The 26,150-nt window shown below is 72.2% G+C and carries 25 protein-coding genes and 2 riboswitches; of the genes, 9 read left to right on the forward strand and 16 right to left on the reverse strand.

The window, feature by feature from the left end; translation table 11 throughout:
• Window positions 1-6 precede the first annotated feature (6 nt).
• A complete protein-coding gene (locus ABGA99_RS29815) occupies window positions 7-1,026 on the reverse strand; it encodes a methionine synthase (RefSeq protein ID WP_347580616.1) in 1,020 nt (339 codons plus the stop codon).
• Between the two features lie 163 nt (window positions 1,027-1,189).
• Window positions 1,190-2,326, reverse strand: coding sequence for an RNA-guided endonuclease TnpB family protein (locus ABGA99_RS29820; RefSeq protein ID WP_347583823.1), 1,137 nt, complete (start codon window positions 2,324-2,326; stop codon window positions 1,190-1,192).
• A gap of 43 nt (window positions 2,327-2,369) precedes the next feature.
• Between ABGA99_RS29820 and ABGA99_RS29825 the strand changes: the two genes are divergently transcribed.
• A complete protein-coding gene (locus tag ABGA99_RS29825) occupies window positions 2,370-2,555 on the forward strand; it encodes a hypothetical protein (protein ID WP_347580618.1) in 186 nt (61 codons plus the stop codon).
• 65 nt (window positions 2,556-2,620) lie between these two features.
• On the opposite strand, the gene ABGA99_RS29830 is transcribed toward ABGA99_RS29825, so the two are convergent.
• Genes ABGA99_RS29830 through mnmA form a run of 3 tightly spaced genes read right to left on the reverse strand, consistent with a single transcriptional unit; the run spans window position 2,621 to window position 5,063 of the window.
• Window positions 2,621-3,331: an SDR family oxidoreductase gene (locus ABGA99_RS29830; protein ID WP_347583824.1), complete on the reverse strand. Its 711-nt coding sequence runs from the start codon at window positions 3,329-3,331 to the stop codon at window positions 2,621-2,623.
• Between the two features lie 12 nt (window positions 3,332-3,343).
• Window positions 3,344-3,880 (reverse strand): TIGR00730 family Rossman fold protein, encoded by a 537-nt coding sequence (locus ABGA99_RS29835; RefSeq protein WP_347583825.1) that lies wholly within the window; start codon window positions 3,878-3,880, stop codon window positions 3,344-3,346.
• A gap of 55 nt (window positions 3,881-3,935) precedes the next feature.
• Entirely contained in the window at window positions 3,936-5,063 is a 1,128-nt protein-coding gene (gene mnmA / locus ABGA99_RS29840) for a tRNA 2-thiouridine(34) synthase MnmA (RefSeq protein WP_347583826.1), read from the reverse strand.
• 90 nt (window positions 5,064-5,153) lie between these two features.
• Between mnmA and ABGA99_RS29845 the strand changes: the two genes are divergently transcribed.
• Window positions 5,154-5,915, forward strand: a complete 762-nt coding sequence (locus tag ABGA99_RS29845) for an N-acetylmuramoyl-L-alanine amidase (RefSeq protein ID WP_347583827.1) — start codon at window positions 5,154-5,156, stop codon at window positions 5,913-5,915.
• A gap of 69 nt (window positions 5,916-5,984) precedes the next feature.
• Here the strand turns inward: ABGA99_RS29845 and ABGA99_RS29850 are convergent, their stop codons facing one another.
• The 9 genes from ABGA99_RS29850 to ABGA99_RS29890 all read right to left on the reverse strand — a co-directional run bounded on the left by ABGA99_RS29850 (window position 5,985) and on the right by ABGA99_RS29890 (window position 16,286).
• Window positions 5,985-7,181 (reverse strand): cysteine desulfurase family protein, encoded by a 1,197-nt coding sequence (locus tag ABGA99_RS29850; RefSeq protein ID WP_347583828.1) that lies wholly within the window; start codon window positions 7,179-7,181, stop codon window positions 5,985-5,987.
• Window positions 7,182-7,289: 108 nt separating this feature from the next.
• Complete coding sequence (locus ABGA99_RS29855; RefSeq protein WP_347580652.1) at window positions 7,290-7,949, reverse strand: trimeric intracellular cation channel family protein; 660 nt, start codon at window positions 7,947-7,949, stop codon at window positions 7,290-7,292.
• A 28-nt stretch (window positions 7,950-7,977) separates the two neighbouring features.
• Window positions 7,978-9,183, reverse strand: coding sequence for a dipeptide ABC transporter ATP-binding protein (locus tag ABGA99_RS29860; RefSeq protein ID WP_347583829.1), 1,206 nt, complete (start codon window positions 9,181-9,183; stop codon window positions 7,978-7,980).
• A complete protein-coding gene (locus tag ABGA99_RS29865) occupies window positions 9,180-10,313 on the reverse strand; it encodes an ABC transporter ATP-binding protein (RefSeq protein WP_347583830.1) in 1,134 nt (377 codons plus the stop codon). The genes ABGA99_RS29860 and ABGA99_RS29865 overlap by 4 nt, the downstream gene beginning before the upstream one ends.
• Window positions 10,310-11,317 carry an ABC transporter permease gene (locus ABGA99_RS29870; RefSeq protein WP_347583831.1) on the reverse strand — a complete coding sequence of 336 codons (1,008 nt, stop codon included), beginning with the start codon at window positions 11,315-11,317 and terminating at the stop codon, window positions 10,310-10,312. Before ABGA99_RS29870 ends, ABGA99_RS29865 begins: the two co-directional genes overlap by 4 nt.
• 75 nt (window positions 11,318-11,392) lie before the next feature.
• The gene (locus ABGA99_RS29875; RefSeq protein ID WP_347583832.1) at window positions 11,393-13,123 is read right to left on the reverse strand and encodes an ABC transporter substrate-binding protein; all 1,731 of its coding nucleotides are present in this window, start codon (window positions 13,121-13,123) and stop codon (window positions 11,393-11,395) included.
• A 116-nt stretch (window positions 13,124-13,239) separates the two neighbouring features.
• Complete coding sequence (locus tag ABGA99_RS29880) at window positions 13,240-14,238, reverse strand: ABC transporter permease (protein ID WP_347583833.1); 999 nt, start codon at window positions 14,236-14,238, stop codon at window positions 13,240-13,242.
• 341 nt (window positions 14,239-14,579) lie between these two features.
• Window positions 14,580-15,380, reverse strand: coding sequence for an enhanced serine sensitivity protein SseB C-terminal domain-containing protein (locus ABGA99_RS29885; RefSeq protein WP_347580629.1), 801 nt, complete (start codon window positions 15,378-15,380; stop codon window positions 14,580-14,582).
• Window positions 15,381-15,512: 132 nt separating this feature from the next.
• A complete protein-coding gene (locus tag ABGA99_RS29890; protein WP_347580630.1) occupies window positions 15,513-16,286 on the reverse strand; it encodes an enhanced serine sensitivity protein SseB in 774 nt (257 codons plus the stop codon).
• A 131-nt stretch (window positions 16,287-16,417) separates the two neighbouring features.
• On the opposite strand from ABGA99_RS29890, the gene ABGA99_RS29895 reads away from it, so the two are divergent.
• A complete protein-coding gene (locus ABGA99_RS29895) occupies window positions 16,418-17,020 on the forward strand; it encodes a hypothetical protein (protein ID WP_347583834.1) in 603 nt (200 codons plus the stop codon).
• Window positions 17,021-17,147: 127 nt separating this feature from the next.
• Here ABGA99_RS29895 and ABGA99_RS29900 read toward each other — a convergent pair whose 3' ends face one another.
• Complete coding sequence (locus ABGA99_RS29900) at window positions 17,148-17,711, reverse strand: AAA family ATPase (RefSeq protein ID WP_347580632.1); 564 nt, start codon at window positions 17,709-17,711, stop codon at window positions 17,148-17,150.
• Between the two features lie 164 nt (window positions 17,712-17,875).
• A riboswitch (glycine riboswitch) is annotated at window positions 17,876-17,973 on the forward strand.
• A gap of 143 nt (window positions 17,974-18,116) precedes the next feature.
• Here ABGA99_RS29900 and gcvT point away from each other — a divergent pair.
• The 6 genes from gcvT (at window position 18,117) to ABGA99_RS29930 (ending at window position 25,435) form a co-directional block, all read left to right on the forward strand.
• Window positions 18,117-19,253 carry a glycine cleavage system aminomethyltransferase GcvT gene (gcvT, locus tag ABGA99_RS29905; protein WP_347580633.1) on the forward strand — a complete coding sequence of 379 codons (1,137 nt, stop codon included), beginning with the start codon at window positions 18,117-18,119 and terminating at the stop codon, window positions 19,251-19,253.
• Between the two features lie 101 nt (window positions 19,254-19,354).
• Complete coding sequence (gene gcvH, locus ABGA99_RS29910) at window positions 19,355-19,729, forward strand: glycine cleavage system protein GcvH (RefSeq protein ID WP_347580634.1); 375 nt, start codon at window positions 19,355-19,357, stop codon at window positions 19,727-19,729.
• A 56-nt stretch (window positions 19,730-19,785) separates the two neighbouring features.
• Window positions 19,786-21,054: a serine hydroxymethyltransferase gene (glyA, locus tag ABGA99_RS29915; protein WP_347580635.1), complete on the forward strand. Its 1,269-nt coding sequence runs from the start codon at window positions 19,786-19,788 to the stop codon at window positions 21,052-21,054.
• Window positions 21,055-21,178: 124 nt separating this feature from the next.
• Window positions 21,179-22,576: an L-serine ammonia-lyase gene (locus ABGA99_RS29920; protein WP_347583835.1), complete on the forward strand. Its 1,398-nt coding sequence runs from the start codon at window positions 21,179-21,181 to the stop codon at window positions 22,574-22,576.
• A 479-nt stretch (window positions 22,577-23,055) separates the two neighbouring features.
• A riboswitch (cyclic di-AMP (ydaO/yuaA leader) is annotated at window positions 23,056-23,247 on the forward strand.
• A gap of 1 nt (window position 23,248) precedes the next feature.
• Entirely contained in the window at window positions 23,249-24,001 is a 753-nt protein-coding gene (locus tag ABGA99_RS29925; RefSeq protein ID WP_347580637.1) for a LysM peptidoglycan-binding domain-containing protein, read from the forward strand.
• 147 nt (window positions 24,002-24,148) lie between these two features.
• Window positions 24,149-25,435: an alkaline phosphatase family protein gene (locus tag ABGA99_RS29930; RefSeq protein ID WP_347583836.1), complete on the forward strand. Its 1,287-nt coding sequence runs from the start codon at window positions 24,149-24,151 to the stop codon at window positions 25,433-25,435.
• A gap of 128 nt (window positions 25,436-25,563) precedes the next feature.
• Here ABGA99_RS29930 and ABGA99_RS29935 read toward each other — a convergent pair whose 3' ends face one another.
• Window positions 25,564-26,109 carry a glycosyl hydrolase gene (locus ABGA99_RS29935; RefSeq protein WP_347583847.1) on the reverse strand — a complete coding sequence of 182 codons (546 nt, stop codon included), beginning with the start codon at window positions 26,107-26,109 and terminating at the stop codon, window positions 25,564-25,566.
• Window positions 26,110-26,150 lie beyond the last annotated feature (41 nt).

Raw genomic sequence — 26,150 nt, forward strand, 5'->3', positions numbered from 1 at the left:
CCGTCGTCACTCCGGGTCCCGGGCGAGGGACCCCGCGGCACGGACGCAGTGGGCGAGGGCCCGGCGAGCGTACTCCGGGTCGGCGCCCGCGAGGCCGCACGCCGGAGTGATCACCACACTGCCGGCGAGCGCCTGCGGCGACAGCCCCAGCCTGCGCCACAACGTCCTGACACCCCCGACGCTACCTGCAGGGTCTGACATCGGGCCCGCACCGGCGGGCGCGCCCGCGGGAGGGTTCGGCGTCGCCGGTACGACGCCCGCGAAGAGCCCGAGCCCGCCCTCCACGGCCTCGCCGACCTGCGTCTCCAGTTGGCCTTGGCGTTCGGTCAGCAGCGCCGCGTCGTACGACACGGCCGCGGCCCCCGCGCGGTGCAGCAGCGCGAAGGGCACGTCCGGGGCGCAGGAGTGGACGACCACCGGGGTGCCGGCCGGACCGGTGGCGCCGGCGGCGTCGATCACGTCGCGCAGGGTGCCCTCGACCACGGCGCGGTCCACGGCCCGGTAGGTGCGGTAGCCGCTGGCGGTGGCGATCCGGCCGGTGAGCACGGCGGTGACCGACGGCTCGTCGAGCTGCATCACCACCTCGGCGCCGGGCACCCGGCGGCGTACCTCCGCCAGATGGGCGCGCAGCCCCTCGGCGAGCGAGGCGGCCAGGTCGCGGCAGGCGCCCGGGTCCCGCAGCGCGGCCTCGCCGCCCTTCAGCTCCAGCGCGGCGGCCAGCGTCCACGGCCCGGTGGCCTGGACCTTCAGCGGGCCGGCGTAGCCCTGGGTGAACTCCTCCAGAGCGTCCAGGTCCTCGCCCAGCCAGGAGCGCGCCCTGCGGGTGTCCATCCCCGGCCGGTCGGCGATGCGCCAGCCGCTGGGCTGCAGGTGCGCGTAGACGTCGACGAGCATCCCCACGCTGCGGCCGACCATGTCGGCGCCGGGCCCGCGCGCGGGCAGCTCGGGCAGGAACGGGAAGTCGCCGACCTCGCCGGTCACCGTGCGCGCGGTCTCCCGCGCGTCCTCGCCGGGCATGGATCCCACGCCGGTGGCGGCACCTGCGCCCCACGGGCGCGTCGCTGTCTCATTGACGTCCTCTCCCGCCTGGAGGCGGGAGATTCTCTCCCTGCCTGCCGCCTTGGCGGCCGGGCTTGAGTTGGGTTCCTGTTTCACTGGGTGATGCCCTCCGTCGAGCGGGGGGTCTTACTCACCCTCCGCAGGCGTTTTGCTTGTCCGCCCGTCCGGCGGCCAAGACGATCCGGGCGGCGTTGATGTCCCGGTCGTGGGTGGTCTGGCATCCCTTGCATGTCCAGGTGCGGACGCTGAGGGGCTTGGGCCCGTCGACGGCCATGCACACTGAACAGGTCTGCGAGGACGGCAGCCATCGACCGACGCGCACGAAAGCGCGGCCGTATCGTGCGGCCTTGTACTCCAGTATGGCCGTGAACTGGGCCCATCCGGCGTCGTGCACGCTCTTGGCGAGGCGGGTGCGGGCGAGGCCGTTCACCGCGAGGTCTTCCACCGCGATCAGTTGGTTCTCCTGAACGAGGGCGGTCGACAACTTGTGGTGGTGGTCCCGCCGCGCGCCGGCGACGCGGACGTGCAGCCGCGCCACGCGCGCGACGGCCTTCCTGCGGTTGCTGGAACCCTTGGCCTTCCGGCTGAGAGCCTGCTGCGCCTTTTTCAGCTTGCGTTCGGCGCGACGCAGGAAAGTGGGTGCGGTGATCTTCCGACCGTCCGAGAGGACCGCGAAGTGCGTCAGCCCTAGATCGATACCGACTTCGCCCGTGGTCTCCGGAAGCACCTCGGGCGGATCGGTCTGGACAACGAAAGACGCGAAGTACCGTCCGGCCGCGTCCTTGACCACCGTGACCGAGGACGGGTCCGACGGAAGTCGACGGGACCAGCGAACCTTGACGTCGCCAACCTTGGCGAGGTTCAGCCTTCCGTCCGCTCGGATACGGAAGCCGTTGCGCGTGAGCCGGATCGCCTGCCGGTTGTCCTTCCGTAAGCGGAACCGCGGGGGGGCAACCTTCGGACCCTTGCGCTTGCCGGTGACGGAGTTGAAGAAGTTCCGGTAGGCGGTGTGCAGGTCGGCGAGCGCCTGCACAAGCACCACCGAAGACACCTCGCCGAGCCATGCCCGCTCGGGCGCCTGCTTCGCCGCAGTGACGACCTGCTTTTGAAGATCGGTGTCCTTGATGTACGGCAGCCCGGCCGCATGGTCTTCGTGCCGGACGCGAAGCCCGTCGTTGAACACCACCCGTGCGCACCCAAACACCTTCGCCAGGGCCATGCGCTGACCCGGCGTCGGATCGAGACGGTAGTTGTACCTGAGCTTCACAGTACCGATAGTACCTAAGGTCTCTGTCGGTACGATCAGACCCATGAGTACCGAACGCATCGCGACCAACGACCTGCGCGCCCAACTCGGCCGCCGCATCGACGGAGCCTACTTCCGGGACGCACACCTCATCATCGAGAAGAACGGCGAACCCCGTGCTGCCCTTGTGCCCTACGGGTGGTGGCAGGAGAAGCAGGCTCAGGCCGAATCCGGGCTTACCCCGCCCTGAAAGACGGCGCCTGCGCCCTATACGAGCGGTCACGAGGGTGAGGGTATGCCGAAAGTCCCGCCGGCCTACGGGCCGGGGCGTACGGAGACGTCGGTGAGCTGGGCGTCGCGGGGCAGGTCCAGGGCCGTCAGCAGGGTCGTCGCCACCGATTCGGGGTCGATCCAGCGCCCCGGCTCGTACTCCCGGCCCTCCTGCCGGTGCACCTTGGCCTGCATCGGCGTCGCGGTGCGGCCCGGGTAGACCGTGGTGACCCGCACGCCGCTGCCGGCCTCCTCCGCGCGCAGCGCGTCGGCCAGCGCCTTCAGCCCGTGCTTGCTCGCGCCGTACGCGCCCCACCTGGGCCCCGCGCTCAGTCCGGCGCCGGAGTTGACGAACACCACGTGCCCCCGCGCCGCCCGCAGCCGCGGCAGCAGCAGCCGGGTCAGCTCGGCGGGTCCGATCAGGTTGACGGCCAGCGTCTCGTCCCAGACCTTCGGTGTGGTCTCCGCGACCGGACCCAGCTCCACCACGCCCGCGACGTGCACCAGCGAGTCGAGCCGGGCGGGCAGTTCCTGCCCCGCCAGCGCGTCGGCCAGGCTGCCCGGCGCGCCGAGGTCGGCCACGACGGTGTGCGCCCCGGGGAAGCGCTCCGTCAGCTCCGCGGCGCGGGCCCGGCTGCGGACGAGGAACCAGAGCCCGGCGGACCCGCGCGCGGCCAGCCGCCGCGCCAGCGCCTCGCCGATGCCGGAGCCGGCGCCCGTGATCAGATGTGTGGTGGCAGGGGTGATCTCACTCATGCGGTCATCCTGTCACCGCGCCGTACCTGCCTCCAGGTACGTCATGGCGGCCACCGGGTCGTCGGCGAAGAACATCAGCTCCGCCAGCGGCAGCGGCAGGAACCCCTCCGCCTCCATCCGCCGGAACTGCTCCCGCAGCCCGTCGTAGTACCCCGCGGTGTTGAGCAGCACCACCGGCTTGGAGTGCAGCCCGTGCTTCTTCAACTCCAGGATCTCCGTGGCCTCGTCCAGCGTGCCGGTGCCACCGACCATGATCACGACGGCGTCGGAGCGGCCGAGCAGCTCCGCCTTGCGCTCCGCCAGGTCCCCGGCGACCACCATTTCGTCGGCGCCCTCGCGCACCTTGTCCGCCAGGAACGTCACCGAGACCCCGACGAGCCGGCCGCCGTGCTCCTGCGCCCCGTCGGCGACCACCTTCATCAGCCCCACGTCCGACCCGCCCCACACCAGCGTGTGCCCGCGCTTGCCCAGCAGTTCGGCGAAGTGGCGGGCGGGCGCCGTGTAGCGCGCGTCGAGGTCGGCTGCGGAGAGGAAGACGCAGATGTTCATGCGTCACACCGTACGCGCGGGCTCCGGGCCCGCGGCCAGGCGCGTTTCGGCCGCGCTAGGCCACCGGCGCGTTCGCGCGGCGTGTGGTCGCGATGGTCGCGGAGCCGACCACGCGCGTGCCGTCGTACAGCACCACGGCCTGCCCCGGCGCCACCCCGCGGACCGGCGCCGCGAAGCTCACCCGCAGCTCCCCGCCGACGACTTCGGCGGTCACCGCCGTCTCGCCGCCGTGCGCACGCAGTTGGGCGGTGTACGCGCCGGGCCCGGCCGGCGGCGTACCGCACCAGCGCGGTGAGATCGCCGTCAGCGACTCGACGTCCAGGGACGCGGCGGGGCCGACCGTGACGGTGTTGTCCACGGGCGAGATGTCGAGCACGTAGCGCGGCCGCCCGTCCGGGGCCGGGTGGCCCAGCGCCAGGCCTTTGCGCTGGCCCACGGTGAAGCCGTACGCGCCGGAGTGGGTGCCGACGCGGGCGCCGGACTCGTCCAGGACGTCGCCCTCGGCGGCGCCGAGGCGGCGGGCGAGGAAGCCCTGGGTGTCGCCGTCCGCGATGAAGCAGATGTCGTGGCTGTCGGGCTTCTCGGCCACGAACAGCCCGCGCTCGGCGGCCTCGGCGCGGATCTCGGCCTTCGTGGTCTCGGTCTCGCCCAGCGGGAACATGGCGTGCGCGAGCTGCCGCTCGTCGAGCACGCCGAGGACGTACGACTGGTCCTTGGCGGCGTCCGCCGCGCGGTGCAGCTCGCGGCTGCCGTCCTCGCGGGTGACGACCTTGGCGTAGTGGCCGGTGCACACCGCGTCGAAGCCGAGGGCCAGCGCCTTGTCGAGCAGCGCCGCGAACTTGATCTTCTCGTTGCAGCGCAGACAGGGGTTGGGCGTACGGCCCGCGGCGTACTCGCTGACGAAGTCCTCGACGACGTCCTCGCGGAACCGCTCGGCGAGGTCCCAGATGTAGAAGGGGATGCCGATGACGTCGGCGGCGCGGCGGGCGTCGTGCGAGTCCTCGATGGTGCAGCAGCCGCGGGCGCCGGTGCGGAAGGACTGCGGGTTGGCGGAGAGCGCGAGGTGCACCCCGGTGACGTCGTGCCCCGCCGCCGCGGCGCGGGCGGCGGCGACGGCGGAGTCCACGCCGCCGGACATGGCGGCGAGGACCTTCAGACGGGCGGGGCGGGCGGTGTCGGTCATAGCCACTCCAGGGTAACGAGGCCGCGGAGCGGAACCGTCCGGCGGCCGGAGGCGTTGGCCGATCGAGACCGAACGGGAAGGACCGACCGCATGCCGACCACGGACGGCGCCGACCCGGCGCGCGGGACCGACGCGCCCCGCGCGGATCCCGGGCTGCCCGGGGGCGAGGAGCCGCGCAAGGGCTCCAGCCGCCGCGCCGTACTGGCCGCCCTGGGCGTGGGCGTGGTCGGCGCCGGCCTCGGCTGGGCCGGGTACGAGCAGCTCAAGCGCATGTGGTGGCAGATCCCCGGCATCGACAAAGCGCGCAGACCGGGCGAGCTGGACTACGCCGCGGCCGGCTGGGCCGGCGCCTCGGAGGCGAACTGGCGCCGCGCCGACCGCCCCGCGGACTACGGCATCGACCGCGTCGTCATCCACGTCACCGAGGGCAGCTACGCGGTGGCGCTCAAGGTCTTCGGCGACCCCGGCCACGGTGCCGCCACCCACTACGTCATCCGGGCCGAGGACGGGCACGTGGCGCAGACGGTGCGCGAGCTGGACGTGGCGTTCCACGCGGGCAACCGGGAGTGGAACGAGCGCAGCGTCGGCATCGAGCACGAGGGCTTCGTGGACCGCCCGGAGACGCTGACCGACGTCATGTACCGCTCGTCGGCGAAGCTGACCGCGGACATCTGCCGGCGCTACGGCATCCCCGTGGACCGCGAGCACATCGTCGGCCACAACGAGGTCCCGCAGGCCACGCACACCGACCCGGGGCCGCACTGGGACTGGCCGCGGTACATGCGCCTGGTGCGCCAGGCGCACGAGGCCGCGGGCCGCAAGGCGAGCGCCCGCCCGGCACGCGGCTCCTGACCCGGCAGGCCGGACGCCCCCGAGGCCGGGGGGGCCGCTACGGGCCGCACCGCCCCGCCGCCGCCCGGGTCAGGTCAGCCCCGCCGCCCGTGCCCGCTCCACCGCGGGCCCGATCGCCGCCGCCAGCGCCGCCACGTCCGCCTCCGTCGACGTGTGCCCCAGCGAGAACCGCAGCGTGCCGCGCGCCAGGTCCGCGTCCGCCCCCGCGGCGAGCAGCACGTGGCTGGGCTGCGCGACCCCCGCGGTGCAGGCGGAGCCCGTGGAGCACGCGATGCCCTGGGCGTCCAGGAGCAGCAGCAGGGAGTCGCCCTCGCAGCCGGGGAACGAGAAGTGCGCGTTGGCGGGCAGCCGCCCGGCCGGCTCGGGGTCGCCGTTGAGCACCGCGTCGGGCACCGCGGCCCGTACCGCCGCCACCAGGCGATCGCGCAGCGCGCCCACCTCGCCGGCGAACTCCGCGCGCCGCTGCGCGGCCAGCTCCGCCGCCACCGCGAACGCCGCGATCGCCGGCACGTCCAGCGTGCCGGAGCGCACCTCGCGCTCCTGCCCGCCGCCGTGCACTGGCTGCAGCGGCTCGGGCGCGTACTGCCTGCCGAGGAGCAGCGCCCCGATGCCGTACGGGCCGCCGATCTTGTGCCCGGTGAGCGTCAGCGCGGCCAGCCCGCTGGTGCCGAAGCCGACCTCCGTCTGGCCCGCGGCCTGCACGGCGTCGGCGTGCATCGGCACGCCGTACTCCCGTGCCACCGCGGCGAGTTCGGCCACCGGCAGGACCGTGCCGATCTCGTTGTTGGCCCACATCGCCGTCACCAGCGCCACGTCGCCCGCGCCCCCGCCGGGGCCGCGCTCCAGCGCGGCGCGCAGCCCGTCGGGGTGCACCCGGCCGTAGGTGTCGACGGGCAGCCAGTCGACCGTGGCACCCTCGTGCTTCTGCAGCCAGTGCACGGCGTCCAGCACCGCGTGGTGCTCGACCGGGCTGGCGAGCACCCGGGTACGGGCGGGGTCCTCGGCCCGCCGCGACCAGTACAGACCCTTGACCGCCAGGTTGTCGGCCTCGGTACCGCCGGAGGTGAAGACCACCTCGCTGGGCCGGGCGCCGAACGCGGCGGCCAGCCGCTCCCGGGACTCCTCGACGGTACGCCGGGCCCGCCGGCCCGCGGCGTGCAGCGAGGAGGCGTTCCCGGTGACGGTCAGGCGTTCGGTCATGGCACGCACCGCCTCGGGGAACATCGGGGTGGTGGCGGCGTGGTCGAGGTAGACGGCCTGGTCCATGATGGTCCCGATTCTACGGCGCCCGCCCGGCCCGCCGAACGCCGCCTTCCGGCCGTACGGACCCCGCCCCCGGCCCCGTACCGCACCCGCCGGACGGCAGGGCGCCCCTCAGCCCTCCCCCGCCGCCCTGCTGCGCCGCTGCCAGGCGCGCGGGGCCCGCCAGCGGAAGCGCAGCGCCAGCAGCCGCAGCACGAACGCCAGCGCCGCCGCGGCCGTCGCCGTGGCGGGCTCGACCTGGTCGAAGCGGATCAGCAGCGCGGTGGCCACCGCGCCGACCAGCGCCGGCACGGCGTACATCTCCCGGTCCCAGCGCAGCAGCGACGGCACTTCGCCGGCGAGCAGGTCGCGCACCACGCCGCCGCCGGCGGCGCTGGTCAGCCCCAGAACGGCGGCGGAGGTGAGGCCGAGCCCGTACTCGTACGCCTTGAGCGTGCCGGTGACGCAGAACAGCCCCAGGCCCGCCGCGTCGAAGACCATGACCGCGCTGGTGATCCGCTCCACCTCGGGGTGCAGGAAGACGACCAGCAGCGCGGCGACGAGCGGCGTGAACAGATACCCCGGCTCGGTGAACGCGGCCGGCGGCACCGCGCCGATCACCAGGTCACGCAGCAGCCCGCCGCCGAGCCCGGTGGCCAGCGCGAGCACCGCGATGCCGAAGACGTCGAAGTTCTTCCGCACCGCGAGCAGCGCGCCGGAGATCCCGAAGACGAAGATCCCCGCGAGGTCCAGCCAGTGCTGCAGGGACGGGGTGAACAGTTCGTCGGACACCACGCCCCCGTTTTACTCCGGCACGCTTCTACTGCTTGTCGTCGGGTGCCTGGTCGGGCGCGTTCTCCGGGTGCCAGCAGGCGGTGCGCCGGCCGGGCTTCAGCTCCAGCAGCGGCGGCTCCTTGGTCTTGCAGACCTGGGTGGCCTTCCAGCAGCGGGTGTGGAAGCGGCAGCCGGACGGCGGCGCGATCGGCGAGGGCACGTCGCCCTTGAGCAGGATGCGCTCGCGCTGCTGGCGCCGCTTGGTGTCCGGCACCGGCACCGCGGACATCAGCGCCTTGGTGTACGGGTGCAGCGGCTCCTGGTACAGGCTGGCGCGGTCGGCCAGTTCGACGATCTTGCCCAGGTACATGACCGCGATCCGGTCCGAGACGTGCCGGACGACGGACAGGTCGTGGGCGATGATCACGTACGTGAGGCCGAACTCCTGCTGGAGGTCGTCCAGGAGGTTGACCACCTGCGCCTGGATCGACACGTCCAGCGCCGAGACCGGCTCGTCCGCCACGATCAGCTTCGGCTGCAGGGCCAGCGCGCGGGCGATGCCGATGCGCTGCCGCTGGCCGCCGGAGAACTCGTGCGGATAGCGGTTGTAGTGCTCCGGGTTCAGCCCGACCCGCTCCAGGATCCCCTGGACCTCCTTCTTCACCCCGCCCTCGGGCCGCACGTTCTGCAGCTTGAAGGGGGCGCCCACGATGGTGCCGACGGTGTGCCGGGGGTTCAGCGAGGAGTACGGGTCCTGGAAGATCATCTGCACGTCGCGGCGCAGCGGGCGCATCTGGCCCGTGCTCAGGTGCGTGATGTCCCGGCCCTGGAACTCGACGGTGCCGCCGGTGGGCTCCAGCAGCCGGGTGATCAGCCGGCCCATGGTGGACTTGCCGCAGCCGGACTCGCCGACGACGCCCAGCGTCTCGCCGGGCAGCACGTCGAAGTCGATGCCGTCCACGGCCTGCACCGCGCCGACCTGGCGCTGCATCAGGCCCTTGCGGATGGGGAAGTGCTTGGTCAGCCCGGAGACCTTCAGCAGCGGCTCGGCGCCGGCGGCGGGCTTCTTGCGCAGCCGCGCGCCCGGAATGGTCGCGGTCGCCTTCGTTCCGCCGGCGTCGGCCGGGCCGGCCGCCGCGGCGCCGGTCTCCTTCCCGTCCCCCGCTGTGGGGGCACCCCCGCCAGTGGGGGCGTTGCCGGCGGGGGAGCTCGCCGTGTCGGCCTTGGTCTCGGGCACAGCCTCGTCCTTCACAGCTTCGGCGCAATCTCTTCGGTGTAGATGCGCTCCCGGTCTTCCTGCCGCAGGTGGCAGGCGGCGAAGTGTCCCCCACCGGCTACGCCCTCATTGGCGGGGGTGCCCCCAGTGCCGACGTCGCGCAGCTCGGGCCGTACGGTGCGGCTGGCGTTGTCCGCGGGCACGTCCGCGTAGGGGCAGCGGGGGTGGAACGCGCAGCCGTTCGGCACGTTGATGAGGCTCGGCGGGCTGCCCTTGACCGGGATGAGCCGGTCGGTGGCCTCGCGGTCGATGCGCGGCATGGAGCCGAGCAGACCCCAGGTGTACGGGTGCTGCGGCCGGTCGAAGATCGCCTCGGCCGAGCCCCGCTCCACGCACCGGCCGCCGTACATCACCACGATGTCGTCGGCCAGTTCGGCGACCACGCCGAGGTCGTGGGTGATGATGATGACCGCGGAGCCGAACTCCTTCTGCAGATCCCGGATCAGGTCGAGGATCTGCGCCTGCACGGTCACGTCGAGCGCGGTCGTCGGCTCGTCGGCGATGAGCAGTTCGGGGTTGTTCACCAGCGCCATCGCGATCATCGCGCGCTGGCGCATGCCGCCGGAGAACTGGTGCGGGTAGTCGTCGACGCGCTTGTCGGGCTGCGGGATGCCGACCCGGTCGAGCATCTCGATGGCCCGCTTGCGCGCGGTCTTCTTGTCGACGTCGTGGTGGACGCGGTACGCCTCCACGATCTGGTACCCGATCTTGTAGTACGGGTGCAGCGCGGAGAGCGGGTCCTGGAAGATCATCGACATCTCACGGCCGCGCAGCCGGCGCACCGCGTCGGGCTCCGCGGACAGCAGCTCCTGCCCGTTGAGCCAGATCTCGCCGGAGATCTGCGCCCGCCGGCGCTTGCCGTACTGCCCGGCGGTGTGCAGGCCCATCACGGCCAGCGAGGTGACGGACTTGCCGGAGCCGGACTCGCCCACGATGCCGAGGGTCCTGCCCTTCTCCAGTTGGAAGGACAGCCCGTCGACGGACTTCACCACACCGTCGTCGGTCGGGAAGTGGACCTTGAGGTCCCGGATGTCCAGGAACGACGACGCCTCGGTGCTTGCCGGAACCGGCTCGCCGACGGCGCCCGTCTTCGTCAGACCGGTCACGAGACCCTCACCCTCGGGTCGATGGCGGCGTACACGAAGTCGACCACCAGATTGCAGAGCACGATGAAGAAGGCGGCGAACAACGTCACACCGAGGATCGGCGGCAGGTCGTTCTCGCTGATGGACTGCACCGCCCAGGAACCGACCCCGTTGAAGGAGAACACCGTCTCGGTGATCACCGCCCCGCCGAGCAGCAGCGCGAAGTCCATACCGAAGATCGTCACGATGGGCGTCAGCGCGGAGCGCAGTCCGTGCCGGGCGATCACCACCGGCTCCTTCAGGCCCTTCGCGCGGGCGGTGCGGATGTAGTCCTCACCCATGGTCTCCAGCATCCCGGCCCGCGTGAGTCTCGCATAGAGCGCGGAATACAGGAACGCCAGGGAGAACCAGGGCAGCACCAACCCCTGGAACCACCGCACCGGATTCTCCGTGAGCGGTGTGTACTCGTTCGGGAAGATCTGCCAGTGGTAGACGAAAAGCGCCAGTGCGACGGTGCCGGTGAAGAACATCGGCAGCGAGACGCCGGCCAGGGCGACGCCCATGGCGGCGCGGTCGAAGACCGACCCCGGGCGCAGCGCCGAGATCACGCCCGTGATCACCCCGGAAACCAGCCACAGCACGGCGGCGCCGATGGCCAGCGAGGCGGTGACCGGCAGCCGGTCCAGCATCTCCGGCCAGACCTCCTCGTGCTTGCGGAAGGAGTAGCCGAGGCAGGGCGCGTTGCACTGCGACGGGTCGGGGCCGAAGTTGAACTCCCGGCCGGCGAAGATGCCGCGGATGAAGTCCCAGTACTGGACGTAGACGGGATCGTCGAGGCCGAGGTTCTTCTTGACCGCGTCGATGGTCTCGGGGTCCGGGCTCTTGCCGATGTACTGCGCGGCGAGCTGGTCGGGGGTGCTGCCGGCGAGCCGCGGCAGAAGGAAGAAGATGGCGTAGGTGATGGCGCTCACGACGAACAGCAGCACCACTGCGGCCATCAGCCGCCGGATGAGATACGCGAACACGAGGGCGTGCCTTCCACGGTCCGGGCGGCGGGGGCGGTGCCGGTGCGGGCACCGCCCGCGCAGCCGGTGGGGATGCTACTTCAGGCCGAGGTTCAGGTAGTCGTACTGACCACTGAACGCCTGCGAGACCACCAGGTTGGTGAGCTGGTCCGAACGCTGGTGCAGGACCTTGAAGTAGGAGAGGGGCACGATCGCCGCCGTCTCCAGCATCTTCTTGTCCACCTCGGCGTACGCCTTGGCGCGTGCCGCCTTGTCGGGGTTCGCGATCGAGTCGTCCAGGAGCTTGTTGATCTCCGGGTCGTCCAGGTACGAGATGTTCGTGTTACCGGACTCGCCGAGCGCGCCGCCGTTGGCGATCTGCTGCAGGAAGCCGTAGCCGCTGGGCCAGTCGGAGCCCCACTGCATCATGTACAGACCGGCCTTGTTGTCCTCGGTCCACTTGCGGGAGCCCGCGAAGTCGGTGAAGTACTTGCCGCCGGGGAACTTCTGGATCTCGGCGTTGATGCCGACCTTCTTCAGGGCCGCCTGGATCGCGGTGGCGTTGTCGATCTCGTCCTGCCGCTCGGTGCGCGCGGTCAGCACGGTGTCGAACCCGTCGGGCTTGCCGCACTCCTTCAGCGCGGCCTTGGCCTTGTCGACGTCGCCCTTGTTGCCCTCGCTGGCGTACGGGTCGTCGTACGCCTCGTGGCTCGGCACGTCCGGGGGCAGCGCGGTGGTGGCGATGTCACCCTTGGGCTCGCCGCCGAGCGCACGCATCGAGGAGTCCTTGTCGACGGCGAACTCCACGGCCTTGCGGCAGTTGACGTCGTCGAAGGGCGCGAGCTGCGTGTTCATCGCCAGGTAGGTCAGCCGGCCACCGGTCGGGTTGTCGATGTTGCTGGCCTTGTCCCGCAGGAGCTGGGACTGGGTCTGACCGGTGACGCCGAGGGCGTCGAACATGACGTGGGTCTTGCCGGCCTCGATGTTCCTGTCGATGGTCTCGGCGTTGACCTTGAACCGGATCTCGATCTTGTCCGGGAGCTGCTTGCGGATCTTGTCCGTCTTGGGGTCCCACTGGTCGTTGCGGACCAGGGTGGCGGACTTGTCCAGGTCGAAGCTCTCGAACTTGTACGAGCCGGAGGAGACGATGTTCTTCTGGTAGTCCGAGCCGTTGTCCTTGTCCCGCGGCACCGGCGCCGTCTGGGTCATGGCCACCAGGTAGTCGAACTCCTGGAACGCCTGGTCGAGCTTGAAGACGATCGTGTGGTCGTCCGGGGTCTCGATGGACGAGATGCCCTCTTCGCTCTTGTCCTTGTACGGACCCTTGTAGTCGTCCGGGTTCTGCAGGTACTGGGCGAAGTAGTTCGGGCCGAGGGAGAGCACGTCGCGGGCGTAGTTGCTCCGCTCGACGGCGTACTTGACGTCGCCGGCCGTGATCTCGGTGCCGTCCTCGTACTTGACACCCTTCTTGATCTTGTACGTCCAGGTCTTGCCGCCGTCGGTGGCCTCACCGGGGCCCTCGGCGAGGTCCGGCACCGGCTCCGCGGCCTGCGCGCCCGGGCCGGGGGCGTAGGTCATGAGGGAGCGCGCGTACAGGCGGCTGAAGTTCCACACGTAGCCGTAGTACGTGTTGCCCGGGTCCATCGAGTCCGGCACGTCGGCGGACTCGTAGACGAGGGTGCCGCCCTTCTTGTCGGAGGCGTTGAGGACCTTCTCGATCGCCGCGTTCGCGGCGGCGCCGCCGCCCTCGCCGTCCGAGTCGTCGTCGTTGCCGCCACCGCCGCAGGCGGAGACGGTCAACGCGACCGAGACGGCAACCGCGAGCATGGCGGCTGATTTCGACCTGAGTTTCATGGTGAGGCGTTGCCCCCTGGTTCGGAGTGATGGGACGAGAGCGGGAACGGCGGGTGCCGCGCCCAGGCTGCTTCTTGGGGTCATCGGTGTCATCGGCGGCCCTTGGGATCGAGTGCGTCCCTGAGCCCGTCGCCCAAGAGGTTGAAGGCCAGCACGGACAGGAAGATCGCCACGCCCGGTACGACCATGAACATCGGATCGACCTGGTAGTAGTCGATCGCGCTGTCCAGCATGCCGCCCCAGGAGGCCTGCGGCGGCTGGATGCCCACGCCGAGGAAGCTGAGCGCCGCCTCGAAGAGGATGTTGGTGGGGATCAGCAGGGTGGAGTAGACGAGGATCGGCCCCACCAGGTTCGGCAGCAGCTCCCGGAAGAGGATGAAGGGGCCGCGCGCGCCCAGGCTCTTCGCCGCCTCCACGAACTCGCGTTCGCGGAGGCTCAGCGTCTGTCCGCGGACGATGCGGCCGATATACGGCCAACTGAAGAAGCCGATGACGAAGATCAGCACGCCGATGTGGAGCTGCAGCCCCTTCAGCCCGAACGCGCCGCCCTGCAGCGCGGCCGAGATGGAGATGGCGAAGAGCAGCACCGGGAAGGCCAGGAACGTGTCCATGGTCCGGCTGATGATCGTGTCCGCCCACTTGCCGTAGTAGCCGGCGATCACGCCGAGGACGGTGCCGATCACGACGGCGACCATGGTGGCGCCGAAGGCGACGAGCAGCGAGACCCAGGAGCCCTCCAGGATCCGGGTGGCGATGTCGCGGCCGAGCCGCGGCTCCACGCCCAGCGGGTGGTCCCAGCTCATGCCGCCGAACGAGCCGTACGGCGTGGCCAGGGAGGGGTCGACGAGGTCCTGGTTGAGCCTGTTGGGGTCGAGTCCGAAGATCGCCTGGATCGGCCGGGAGAGCGCCGCGATCAGGATGAGGAGCACCACGAGGACGCCGCCGGTCATGGCGACGCGGTCGCGCTTGAGCCGCATCCAGGCGATACGCCCGAGCGAACGGCCCTCGATCCGGCTCTTGTCCACGCCCTCGACGAGAGCTTCCGGCGTCGCCTCGGTGGCGCCGGTGGTCTCGATAGGTGCCGTCATGTTGTGGGGACCCCTCTCGAGCGGCGGCGTCCCGCCGTCGTCTGCCGCGGTAGCGGCTCATTCGCTTCGCTGGTGCAAGTCATGCCGTGGTGCCGTGATCCGTAGTGCCTGGTGCTTGATAGTCCGTGATCGTGAAGCTCTGCCGTCGCACAGGGGAACGACAGCTTCCCGCGGGGGGAGTCTTCAATGCGCCTGCGATCACTCGCCAGACCCCAAGGGGAATGGATGCGCAAACGTGATGCGATGCAGTGGATAACCGTTATCCGGACATCCGACCGCCGCTGAGCGGATCTTCACCGGCCCGATATCAGGACACGTACGGATATAGCGGGGCGAGGACCTCAGAACTGCGGGGCGGGTCCCGGCTGCCAGCCGGACTGCTGGGCGCCGCCAGCGGAGTGCGGCGGCGGATAGCCGTAACCGGCGGGCGGGGCGGCCGGACCGCCGCCGTAGGCGCCGCGGTCGAAGAACGGCCGGGAGTTCGCCCGCATCCACATCGCCACCGGGTCGTGGTCGTCGGCCAGCGCCACCGTGGAGACCGCCAGGCCCGGGGGGACGGCGGCCACGGACTCCTGCATCATCGACTGCGCCGCGGCGACGGACTGCCCGCCCGTGTCGTACAGGTCGATGCCGATGGCCAGGTACGGCTCGCCGAGCACCGGCTGCACCCAGGCGCGGCAGAGCGTGCGCACGGCGGGCGTGCGGTGGGCGGTCTGGCCCAGCAGGGCGTAGAACTGCGCGACGTCCACGACCGGTTCGGCGATCCGCAGCGGGCCCGCGGGCAGCCGGTCCAGGCCCGTGGCCACCCGGCGCAGGTCGAGCCAGGGGACGCCGACGCCGCCGCCGGCGGTGTGCGGGTCGAGCCACAGGCCCCAGCGGTCGGGGTAGAGCGCGGCGGCGATCTCGGCGCCGGCGACGGGCTCGTGGGCACCGGCCCAGCCGCTGGCGGCCAGTTCGCGGTCGGAGCTGAAGCAGGGCGCGTAGGCGTGGCCCTCGACCTGCATGCTGCCGTACTGCGCGTCGGGCGAGTCGGGGCTGCCCTGCCAGAGCAGCATCCACACCTGCCCGGCGGCCAGCGCGGCGAGCAGCGCCTCGTACGCGTCGTACCTGCCGGGAGCCACCTGGCGGACCAACCGGTCCACGCCCGCTCCCCGCGCGCTCCCGCTCGCGCCCCCGTTCACCCTGGGCCCCAACCCTTCGTCTCGGCCGCCGCCGCTCCCGGGCACGCGTATACGCCCGGAAAGGTCATCAAACCAGCTTAGAGCCTGACCGCGTCAGCCGACCCGGATGTAGAACGGCTCGACCTTGGCCCGCATCCAGGTGATCACCGGGTCCACCGCGGCGTCGAGGAAGACCAGTTGCACCTTCCACGGCACCGGCTGCGCGCCCAGCGCCCGGCCCAGCGCCTCCACCGTCGCCTGCCGGCTCTCGTCGTACGTGTCCAGCAACTCGACCCCGATGTAGAGCTGCTCCGCACCGCCCTCGACGCTCGCGAGCCCCCGGCGCGCGCTGCGCACCACCCCGATCCGCTCGAACTCCTCCCGGGCGACCGCCAGGAAGTCCACCGGGTCGTCCTGCCAGTCCGGCGTGAACAGCCGCACCCGGCCGCCGCGCGCCTCCCCCGGCAGCCGCGGCGCCCCGCGGTCCCGGCACAGCTCCGCGACCGCCGAGGGCGGCAGCGGCACGCCGACCGTGCCGCCGGGGTTGACCGCGATGCCGACCTGCGGCGGCAGCCCGCGGGCGAACTCGCGGGCGGGCGCGACGGTGAACGACATATGGGTGCCGGTGACCCGCAGGAACTCCTCCTGCGAGGAGAACACCGGCACGTACGGCGCGCCGCCGATCTCGGTCGTCGGCACGGGGAGCGAAGGACTGTCGGGCCCGCCGCCCCCGGGCAGCGGCACCCACAGGCTGCTGCGGCCCAGCACCTCCAGCAGCCGCGGGGCGGCCTGCGCGTTGCCGAGCGAGGCGGCGAGCACCTCCTCCAGCTCGTTGCCGGGGAAGCCGCCCGTGGCGGGGGGCTGCGGGGAGCGGTAGTCGAAGCTCATCGGGACCAGCCAACTTTCGGGGGATGAACGTCGGCACCCTAACGGCTGCGTGCACTCGCGGGCGAAGGCCGCACCTGCCCACGGTGGAGTCCTCTCACCCTCACGACCTCGCGACAGGGAGCCCGTTTTCCATGTGTACGAACCGAATGGCCGGCCTCGCCGCCACCGTCGTCTCCGCCGTCGCCGGCGGCGCCCTCGTGCTCGGCGCAGCCGGGCCCGTCGCCGCCGCCGGGGACGTCACCGGGGGCGGGCACCACGACGTCCGGCCCGCGGCCTCGGCCCCCGCCGCCGCCGCCGACGTCGACCCTTCGACGCTGCACCTGCTGGCGCAGCTCGGCCAGCTCACCGCCGCCACGGCGCGGACCGTCGAGCAGGTCCAGCAGGCCGTCGCCGACGGCGGCCGGGCGAACCCGCGCACGCTGCCCGACGTGCGCTCGCATCTGGACGCGGTGGGCGCGGCGGCGGGGGCCGAGGGCAAGGTCAAGTCGATGAAGGCACAGCCGACGACGGCGCTGGCGCAGGCCGTCGACTCGCTGCGGGAGGAACTGGCCGGCCTGGTACGGGCCGGGCAGGCGGGCGACCGGGCGGCGGTGGACGAGCGGGCCTCGGTGACCGTGGCGGCGCTCGTACGGGTCCTCGCGGCGGCGGCGGGCAGCGGGCTGGTGCCGGCGGGGCAGGTGCCGCAGGCGAACGCGGCGGCGCCGCCGGAGCTGCCGACGCGGTCCGGCGCGTAGCGGCCCGCGGGCCCGGCACAGCGGGGCCGCGCGGGCGCCGCGGGCTCATCCGGCGCAGACTCGCACAGGCACAGGCACAGGCACAGGCACAGCCGCACGCACAGGGTCGGGCTGGGCCGCCGCTGGCTCAGCCGAAGCTGATCGAGCGCAGCGCCCCCGCCGCCTGCCCGTCCAGCACCAGCACCGAGTCGCACCCCTCCGCCGGCTGCCCGCCGCTCGCCCAGTCGAGCAGCCTGCGGTGGGCCCACCGGTGCCGGGCGAAGGCGTACCGCGACACCGCGCGCCCGCGCCGCGCCTGCCGCTCCCGCGCCACGTCGGCCGGCACGTCCAGGACCACGACGTGCACCCCGCGCCCGTACCGCCTGGCCTGCCTGGTCAGCCACCACCGCACCCACGGCAGCGTGCCGCAGTCGTGCACGACGAGGCTGCCGCCGGCCCGGACCGCCAGGCGCAGCCGCGCGTAGTGGTCGATGCGCACTAACGGCCGGTAGAGGGCGTACGGCAGCCGCGCGCCCAGCTTGCGCGCCCAGCGCTCGCGCACGTACTGCGAGTCGATCAGCAGCACCGCCGCCGGCGGCTGCGTGCGGCGCATGAGCGTGCTCTTGCCGCTGCCGGGCAGTCCGGAGATCACGACGATGTCCCCCTCGGGATATCGAAGCCGTTCCCTGGAGGCCGCCTGCTCCACCGTCACGCTGCCTCCCAGGCCCTGCACCGCCGCCGCTTGCCGTCCACAAGCCTCGCAACAGCGGCGGGACTCGACAAGGACGCAACGGAAGGTGGCCTCCCACTTCTTCGCCCTGTCCCACGGCCGAGGGCGCGTGCAATGATGGGGCCGCCAACTGCATACCGGCCGTTAGAACCCGCGCGGGAGAGTCCCGGTGCCTCGCCGCACCGGGCGCCGAAGGAGCAAGTCCTCCCTTGAATCTCTCAGGCACCGTCACCGCGCGGGCGAGGCAGATCTGAAAAGCGGGTGTCCCCGGCCGTGCCGGCGCCGCCCCACCCAAGGTGCAAGCCACGCTCCCGCGGGATCGTGGCGAACCTCTCAGGTTCCGATGACAGATGGGGAGGACACGACCACCCCCTGTCCGGGAGCCTGATGATGACCACTGAGAGCCCTGCACCGCGCCGTACCGCGCTCGACGCCACGCACCGCGCCCTCGGCGCCACCATGACCGACTTCGCCGGCTGGGACATGCCGCTGCGCTACGGCAGCGAGCGCGAGGAGCACGTCGCGGTGCGCACCCGCGCCGGCCTTTTTGACCTCTCCCACATGGGCGAGATCGCCGTCACCGGCCCGCGGGCCGCGGAACTGCTGGACTACGCCCTGGTGGGCCGGCTCTCCGCCGTGCGCCCCGGCCGCGCCCGGTACACGATGATCTGCCGCGAGGACGGCGGCATCCTCGACGACCTGATCGTCTACCGGCTCGCCGACGAGGAGTACATGATCGTCGCGAACGCCGCCAACGCCCAGGTCGTCCTGGACGCCCTCGCCGAGCGGGCCGCCGGCTTCCCCGGCGCCGAGGTGCGGGACGACCGGGAGGCGTACGCCCTGATCGCCGTGCAGGGCCCGAAGTCGCCGGCCGTCCTGGGCCGGGTCACCGACGCGGATCTGGCGGGCCTGAAGTACTACGCGGGCCTGCCCGGCACGGTGGCCGGCGCGGACGCGCTCATCGCCCGCACCGGCTACACCGGCGAGGACGGCTTCGAGCTGTTCGTCCGCCCCGCGGACGCGCCCGCCGTCTGGGCGGCGCTGACCGCCGCGGGCGCGGACGACGGCCTGGTGCCGTGCGGGCTCTCCTGCCGCGACACCCTGCGTCTGGAGGCCGGCATGCCGCTGTACGGGCACGAGCTGACCACCGCGCTCACGCCCTTCGACGCCGGGCTCGGCCGGGTGGTCAAGCTCGACAAGCCCGGCGACTTCGTCGGCCGCAAGGCGCTCGAACAGGCCGCCGAGCGCGCCGCGGCCGAGCCGCCGCGGGTGCTGGTCGGCCTGGTCGCCGAGGGCCGGCGGGTGCCGCGCGCGGGGTACGCGGTGGTGGCGGGCGGCCGGCCGATCGGCGAGGTCACCTCCGGCGCCCCCTCCCCCACCCTGGGCAAGCCGATCGCCATGGCGTACGTGGACGCCGCGCACGCCGGTCCCGGGCCCTCGGCGGCCACCGGCGTGGGCGTCGACATCCGCGGCAGCCACGAGCCGTACGAGGTCGTCGCCCTGCCGTTCTACAAGCGCCCCTGACCGGCTCTCCGAACGCCTCTGACCCCTTCCCTGGCGGCCCCTCGACCGCGCCACCAGCGCCCCTTTACGCCGCTCACGTCCCGATCCTGGAGAATCGCCTTATGAGCAACCCTGAGCACCTGCGCTACAGCAAGGAACACGAGTGGGTCGCGACCGACGACGGCGTCGCCACCGTTGGCATCACCGCCCACGCCGCGAACGCGCTCGGCGACGTCGTGTTCGTCCAGCTTCCGGACGTGGGCGCCGCGGTCACCGCGGGCGAGCCCTGCGGCGAGCTGGAGTCGACGAAGTCCGTCTCCGACCTCTACGCGCCGGTGACCGGGGAGGTCACCGAGACCAACCAGGACGTCGTGGACGACCCGGCGCTGGTGAACTCCGGCCCCTTCGAGGACGGCTGGCTGTTCCGGGTGCGCGTCACGGCCGAGTCCGCCGACCTGATGTCCGCCGCCGAGTACACCGCGTTCACCGCGGGCTGAGCTCCGCCGCCGCAGCCCCGCCCGCCCCGCGTCCCCCTCTTTCCCCGGAAGGTCCCATGTCCCTTCTGAACGGCTCGCTCCACGAGGTCGACCCCGAGGTCGCCGCCGCCGTGGACGCCGAGCTCATGCGCCAGCAGTCCACCCTCGAAATGATCGCCTCGGAGAACTTCGCCCCCGTCGCCGTGCTGGAGGCGCAGGGCTCGGTCCTCACCAACAAGTACGCCGAGGGCTACCCCGGCCGCCGCTACTACGGCGGCTGCGAGCACGTCGACGTCACGGAGGACCTGGCCCGCGAGCGCGTCAAGGCGCTCTTCGGCGCCGAGGCCGCGAACGTCCAGCCGCACTCGGGTGCGTCGGCGAACGCGGCGGCGATGTTCGCGGTGCTCAAGCCCGGCGACACGATCCTGGGTCTGGACTTGGCCCACGGCGGGCATCTGACCCACGGCATGAAGATCAACTTTTCCGGCAAGCTGTACGACGTCGCCGCCTACCACGTCGACGCCGAGACCGGTCAGGTCGACATGGCCGAGGTGGAGCGGCTGGCCAAGGAGCGGCGGCCGAAGCTGATCGTCGCGGGATGGTCGGCGTACCCGCGGCAGCTCGACTTCGCCGGCTTCCGCCGGATCGCCGACGAGGTCGACGCACTGCTGATGGTCGACATGGCGCACTTCGCCGGGCTGGTGGCCGCGGGCCTGCACCCCAACCCCGTGCCGTACGCGGACATCGTCACCACGACGACGCACAAGACGCTCGGCGGCCCGCGCGGCGGGGTCATCCTCTCCCGCCAGACCCTCGCCAAGAAGATCAACTCGGCGGTCTTCCCCGGCCAGCAGGGCGGACCGCTGGAGCACGTGATCGCGGCCAAGGCGGTGTCGTTCAAGATCGCCGCGTCCGAGGAGTTCCGGGAGCGCCAGCAGCGCACGCTGGACGGCGCCCGGATCCTGGCCGAGCGGCTGCTGCGGGACGACGCCCGCGCGGCCGGCGTCTCGGTGCTCTCCGGCGGCACGGACGTCCACCTGGTCCTGGTCGACCTGCGCGACTCCGAGCTGGACGGCCAGCAGGCCGAGGACCGGCTCCACGAGATCGGCATCACCGTCAACCGCAACGCGGTCCCCGACGACCCCCGCCCGCCCATGGTCACCTCCGGCCTGCGCATCGGCTCGCCGGCGCTGGCCACCCGCGGCTTCACCGCCGCGGACTTCGAGGAGGTCGCCGACGTCATCGCCGAAGCCCTCAAGCCGGGCTTCGACGAGGCGAAGACGGCCGCACTCGCCGCCCGGGTCACCGACCTGGCGCAGAAGCACCCGCTGTACCCCGGCCTGTAGCCCGTACGGCCCGGCCGCCCGCCGCTTCGCGCGACGGGCGGCCGGGCCCCGGGGACGTACGCGCAAGCCGTCGCACCTCGCACCAAGCACGCGCCCGTCCCACGCAAGGACAAGGGAGTCCCGAGTGGCCATCTCCGTCTTCGACCTCTTCTCGATCGGCATCGGCCCGTCGAGCTCGCACACGGTCGGCCCGATGCGGGCGGCCCGGCTGTTCGCGCGCCGGCTGAAGAACGAGGGCCTGCTGGCCCACACCGCCGCCGTACGCGCCGAACTCTTCGGCTCCCTGGGCGCCACCGGCCACGGCCACGGCACCCCGAAGGCCGTCCTCCTCGGTCTGGAGGGCCACTCGCCGCGCACCGTCGACATCGAGTGGGCCGAGGGCGAGGTGGAACGCATCCGCACCACCGGGCGGCTGCACCTGCTGGGCGCCGAAATAGGGCCCGACCACGAGATCCCCTTCGACGTCTCCGCCGACCTCGTCCTGCACCGGCGCCGCTCGCTGCCGTACCACGCGAACGGCATGACGCTGGCCGCGTACGACGCGGACGGCGGGACGCTGCTGGAGAAGACGTACTACTCGGTGGGCGGCGGCTTCGTCGTCGACGAGGAGGCGGTCGGCGAGGACCGGATCAAGCTCGACGACACCGTGCTGAAGCACCCGTTCCGTACCGCGGACGAGATGCTGCGCCGCACCCGTGAGACGGGCCTGTCGCTGTCGTCGCTGATGCTGGAGAACGAGCGCGCCTGGCGCACGGAGGCGGAGATCCGCGCCGGACTGCTGGAGATCTGGCGGGTCATGCGCGAGTGCGTCGCCCGCGGCACCGGCCGCGAGGGCATCCTCCCCGGCGGCCTGAAGGTCCGCCGCCGCGCCGCCGGCGAGGCCCGCCAGCTCCGCGCGGCGGGCGACCCGGCGGCGCACGCGATGGAGTGGGTCACCCTCTACGCGATGGCGGTCAACGAGGAGAACGCCGCGGGCGGCCGCGTCGTCACCGCCCCCACCAACGGCGCGGCGGGCATCATCCCCGCGGTCCTCCACTACGCGGCGGAATTCGTACCGGGCAGGGACAGCCGCGCCGGGGAGGAAGACACCGCGGTCCGCTTCCTCCTCGCGGCGGGCGCGATCGGCATGCTCTTCAAGGAGAACGCCTCCATCTCCGGCGCAGAGGTCGGTTGCCAGGGCGAGGTCGGCTCGGCCTGCTCCATGGCCGCCGGCGGCCTCGCCGAGATCCTCGGCGGCACCCCCGAACAGGTGGAGAACGCCGCGGAGATCGGCATCGAACACAACCTGGGCCTGACCTGCGACCCGATCGGCGGCCTGGTCCAGATCCCGTGCATCGAACGCAACGGCATGGCGGCGGTCAAGGCGATCACGGCGGCCCGCATGGCGCTGCGCGGCGACGGCCAGCACTTCGTCTCCCTCGACAAGGCGATCAAGACGATGAAGGAGACGGGCGCGGACATGAAGGTCAAGTATAAGGAAACCGCCCGCGGCGGCCTCGCGGTCAACGTGGTGGAGTGCTGAGGGAGTTGGCGACGGTATTTCACGCCGCTCACTCCAACTGCGCACCTTCCGCCCGTAATCCGGCGGTGATTCCGAAGACGTCATTTCCTTTGGTCAGTTGACGCCTCGTCGTCCCCGCGGACGAGCGGGTCCCCCCACTACGGGTTCGTGAATTCCCTCCGCACAGACCCGGCAGCCAGACGGTCCGGAACAAACGGACTTGTCGGATATTCCCTGCGGGGCGATACGCACCATTTGAAGGATTCGCCCCCGATCGCCCCGCGCTTCTGACCGATCGGACCTCATGTGTCCGGTGACGCGAATCACGTTCGGCCGCGGGCGCCCACGGCGGGAATTCACAGTTTCCTTATCCCGAAAGCGAGTTGCGGCCCGCTCCGCTTTCCGCGGCGGCACTCGTCCGGCCGCGAAGCCGGTCCCGCGCTGACCGGACGGGTTCCGCAGCTTGTCCGGACCGGAAAGACATGCTTAAGTCTGCGCCAGCCGGGTGGACGCCGAATCCTGCCGCCATCCGGAAACCGTTCCCTAATCACACACGGCAGGAGCGGGGGACCCATAGGTAAGTCGCCGGTCCGGATTCCGGAACGGCTTGGGGTGAAGTCGCACCGTGGTGCGGCCGGGCATCTCCAGCCCGAACCCGACAGCTCACCTCGCAGGCGCTGAGGAGAAATACCCATGCCTGCAAAAGGTAAGCACCGCCGTCCCAAGCTGCGCCTGATCACCCGCGGCATCACTTTCGCCGGCGTCAGCGGCGTCGCGATCGCCGCTCCGCTGATCGGCGCGTCCTCGGCCTCCGCGGCCGGCTCCGTCCCCGCCTCCGCCCCCCAGAGCGGCGTGCGCGCCGAGGCCCCCGCCGCGGCGACCGCCGGCGCGGCAGCGGCCACGTACGCCGTGGTCACCGGAGATTCCCTGGCGAAGATCGCCGACAGGGAAGGCGTGCGCGGCGGCTGGAAGAAGCTGTACGAGGACAACCGCGAGGCCGTCGGCGGCAACCCGCACTTCATCCTCCCGGGCCTCGAACTCGTCCTCGGCGCCAAGGCCGACAAGGCCGACGAGGCGGAATCCGAGTCGGGCCTGAAGACCGCCAGCGCGACCGTCACGAGCTACCCGGACAACCTCGACGGCTGGATCAGGGAGTCGCTCGACATCATGGCCGAGCACGGTATCCCCGGGACCTACGAGGGTATTCACCGCAACATCATCCGTGAGTCCGGGGGGGACCCGCAGGCCATCAACAACTGGGATATCAACGCCGTGAACGGCACGCCCTCCAAGGGCCTGCTCCAGGTCATCGCGCCCACCTTCGAGGCGTACCACGTCCCCGGTACCTCGACGGACAGCTACGACCCGGTGGCCAACATCACCGCCGCGTGCAACTACGCGGCCGACCGGTACGGGTCGATCGACAACGTATACGGGCCGTACTGACAGACCGGAGAGCGCCGGTGTCCTCACCGGCGCTCTCCGCTGCGGCGGGGGAGTCCGTGGTGCGTCCGGAACGCCGGGACGCGGGAATTCGCGGCCCGTTCACCCCGTGCTCGCCGGCCGGGAGAGTGGCGCTTCTACGGTCGCGCCATGTCCACCACCTCTCTGTCCCGGCGCGGTGTCCTCGCCGGCGCCGTGGCCGGGGCGCTCGCGTCCCCCCTCGCCGCCGCTTCCGCGTACGCCGCCCCGAAGCGCGGCCTGCTGATCTTCGTCGCCCTCGACGGCTTCGACATCGACTACCTCGACGGCCGTGCGCCGATGCCCCACCTGATGTCACTGGTGCGGACCGGCTCGGTGACCACCAGCACCGGCGTGATGGCCAGCATCACCAACCAGTCGTGGACGGCGGTCTCGTGCGGCGCCCACCCGGACCGCACCCGCAACGCCGCCTATTACTACGACGAGGCGGCCGGCGTCGTCCGTGGCCAGAGCCGCGACAGCGCGGTCGAGGGACTCGCCCAGGCGTGGCGACCGCAGGGCATCCGGATCGGGTCCGCGCAGTGGTTCATCCTGCAGGACAAGGGCACGGCGTACGGCGACCCCGACGGCCTCTACACCCAGCCGGGCGGGCGCATCGGCGCGCGCGTCGACGACGCGATCGCGATGCTCACCGGGCAGCCCGTGAACAGCGGCGGCACGAGGGTGACCCTCACCCGCCGACCGGACTTCCTGGCGGTCTACTCCAGCGACCTCGACGGCGACGGGCACTCCTTCGGGCCCGACGACCCGCGGATGCTCGACACCATGCGCGAGACCGACGCCGAGATCGGGCGGCTGATCCGGACGGTCAAGGATCTCGGCCTCTTCGGCCGGACGACCTGGGTGGTCACCGGCGACCACGGCATGACGGGCTGGAACACGCCGATGGCGGCCGAGGCGGTCGCCGCCCTCGCCGCCGCGGGCTTCACGCCCGAAGTGATCGGGTCCGGCGGCCGGCCGGCGCCGGAGACCGATGCCGTCCTGGTCTCCGGCGGCAGCATCGCGTCCGTGCACCTCCTGGGTGCGGCGGCCACCGACACCGCCGCGACCGACCGTGCCCGCACGGCGCTGGCGGACGTCGAAGGCGTCGCGACCGTGCTGGGCAAGGCGGACCAGGCCGCGCTGCGGATGGCGCCGCAGTACGGCCAGTTGGTGCTCGAACTGGCGGCACCGTACGCGCTGTCCTTCACCCCGCCGGCCGAGGGCTTCGACGGGCGCCACGGAAGTCGCGCGGAGACCGAGATCCCGCTCATCCTGGCCGGCCACCGGATCCGGCGCGGACGCCCGCCGCGGAACCCACGCCACGTCGACCTGGCCGCGACCATGTCGGCGATCCTCGGGGTCGACCCGCCGACGCAGTCCGAGGGCCGGGTGCTGCGGGAGTCACTGCTGCCCTGACCCGCAGGACGGACCCGGCGGCCCGTCCCGGGCGTCCCCCGCACGGACGCGTTCGACGTCTTGCGCCCACCGGACGAAGGCCGGCGGCGGGCCCGCCGGGCCGGGGACCGCCCCGTGCACCCCCCGGTTCAGCCGGTCCGGGCCGGGGGGTGGGAGCGCCAGTCGCCCAGTTCGTCGAGCGTGAGGACGTACTCGTGCTCGTACACCCGCCGGAGGAACGGCAGCGGGTTGTGCTCGCCGTCGTCGATGAACTCGCCGCTCCAGGTGGTGAACCAGCTCCAGTCCGCCTCATAGGTCTGCAGCAGGTCCGGGTCGGGGATGGAGCCCGTCTCCGTCATGGCGACGAGCTTCTTGTCGCCGACGAGGTCGACCAGCTTGTCGTACGTCCCGCTGGCGGGCCCGTGATCGCCGACCGGGGGGTAGGTGTCGGCGCTGATGACGTCGACGACGTCGTCGCCGGGGTACCAGGCCGGGTCGACGGAGTTCCACACCCAGACGAGGTTGTGCAGCCCGTGGTGGCCGGTCATGCGCTCGTACATCAGCCGCCACAGCTCCTTGGCCGGCCCGGGGCCCTTGGCGCCCCACCAGAACCAGCCGCCCTCGGCCTCGTGCAGCGGGCGCCACAGCGGGTGGACGACGGCGTCTTCGCCGCCCTGCCCGGCCCGCCGGGTTATTCGCTGGAGGCGCGCTGCCGGGCGCTTCTACAGTGGCCGGA

The organism is Streptomyces sp. B5E4 (assembly GCF_039871555.1).
In the GTDB taxonomy this organism is placed as follows: domain Bacteria; phylum Actinomycetota; class Actinomycetes; order Streptomycetales; family Streptomycetaceae; genus Streptomyces.

What these genes read in the sequence shown, in the direction of transcription:
- ABGA99_RS29825 (WP_347580618.1), top strand. Translation starts at nt 2,370, where the DNA reads ATGAGTACCGAACGCATCGCGACCAACGACCTGCGCGCCCAACTCGGC.
- ABGA99_RS29830 (WP_347583824.1), bottom strand. Translation starts at nt 3,331, where the DNA reads ATGAGTGAGATCACCCCTGCCACCACACATCTGATCACGGGCGCCGGC.
- ABGA99_RS29835 (WP_347583825.1), bottom strand. Translation starts at nt 3,880, where the DNA reads ATGAACATCTGCGTCTTCCTCTCCGCAGCCGACCTCGACGCGCGCTAC.
- mnmA (WP_347583826.1), bottom strand. Translation starts at nt 5,063, where the DNA reads ATGACCGACACCGCCCGCCCCGCCCGTCTGAAGGTCCTCGCCGCCATG.
- ABGA99_RS29845 (WP_347583827.1), top strand. Translation starts at nt 5,154, where the DNA reads ATGCCGACCACGGACGGCGCCGACCCGGCGCGCGGGACCGACGCGCCC.
- ABGA99_RS29850 (WP_347583828.1), bottom strand. Translation starts at nt 7,181, where the DNA reads ATGGACCAGGCCGTCTACCTCGACCACGCCGCCACCACCCCGATGTTC.
- ABGA99_RS29875 (WP_347583832.1), bottom strand. Translation starts at nt 13,123, where the DNA reads ATGCTCGCGGTTGCCGTCTCGGTCGCGTTGACCGTCTCCGCCTGCGGC.
- ABGA99_RS29880 (WP_347583833.1), bottom strand. Translation starts at nt 14,238, where the DNA reads ATGACGGCACCTATCGAGACCACCGGCGCCACCGAGGCGACGCCGGAA.
- ABGA99_RS29890 (WP_347580630.1), bottom strand. Translation starts at nt 16,286, where the DNA reads ATGAGCTTCGACTACCGCTCCCCGCAGCCCCCCGCCACGGGCGGCTTC.
- ABGA99_RS29895 (WP_347583834.1), top strand. Translation starts at nt 16,418, where the DNA reads ATGTGTACGAACCGAATGGCCGGCCTCGCCGCCACCGTCGTCTCCGCC.
- gcvT (WP_347580633.1), top strand. Translation starts at nt 18,117, where the DNA reads ATGATGACCACTGAGAGCCCTGCACCGCGCCGTACCGCGCTCGACGCC.
- gcvH (WP_347580634.1), top strand. Translation starts at nt 19,355, where the DNA reads ATGAGCAACCCTGAGCACCTGCGCTACAGCAAGGAACACGAGTGGGTC.
- glyA (WP_347580635.1), top strand. Translation starts at nt 19,786, where the DNA reads ATGTCCCTTCTGAACGGCTCGCTCCACGAGGTCGACCCCGAGGTCGCC.
- ABGA99_RS29925 (WP_347580637.1), top strand. Translation starts at nt 23,249, where the DNA reads ATGCCTGCAAAAGGTAAGCACCGCCGTCCCAAGCTGCGCCTGATCACC.
- ABGA99_RS29930 (WP_347583836.1), top strand. Translation starts at nt 24,149, where the DNA reads ATGTCCACCACCTCTCTGTCCCGGCGCGGTGTCCTCGCCGGCGCCGTG.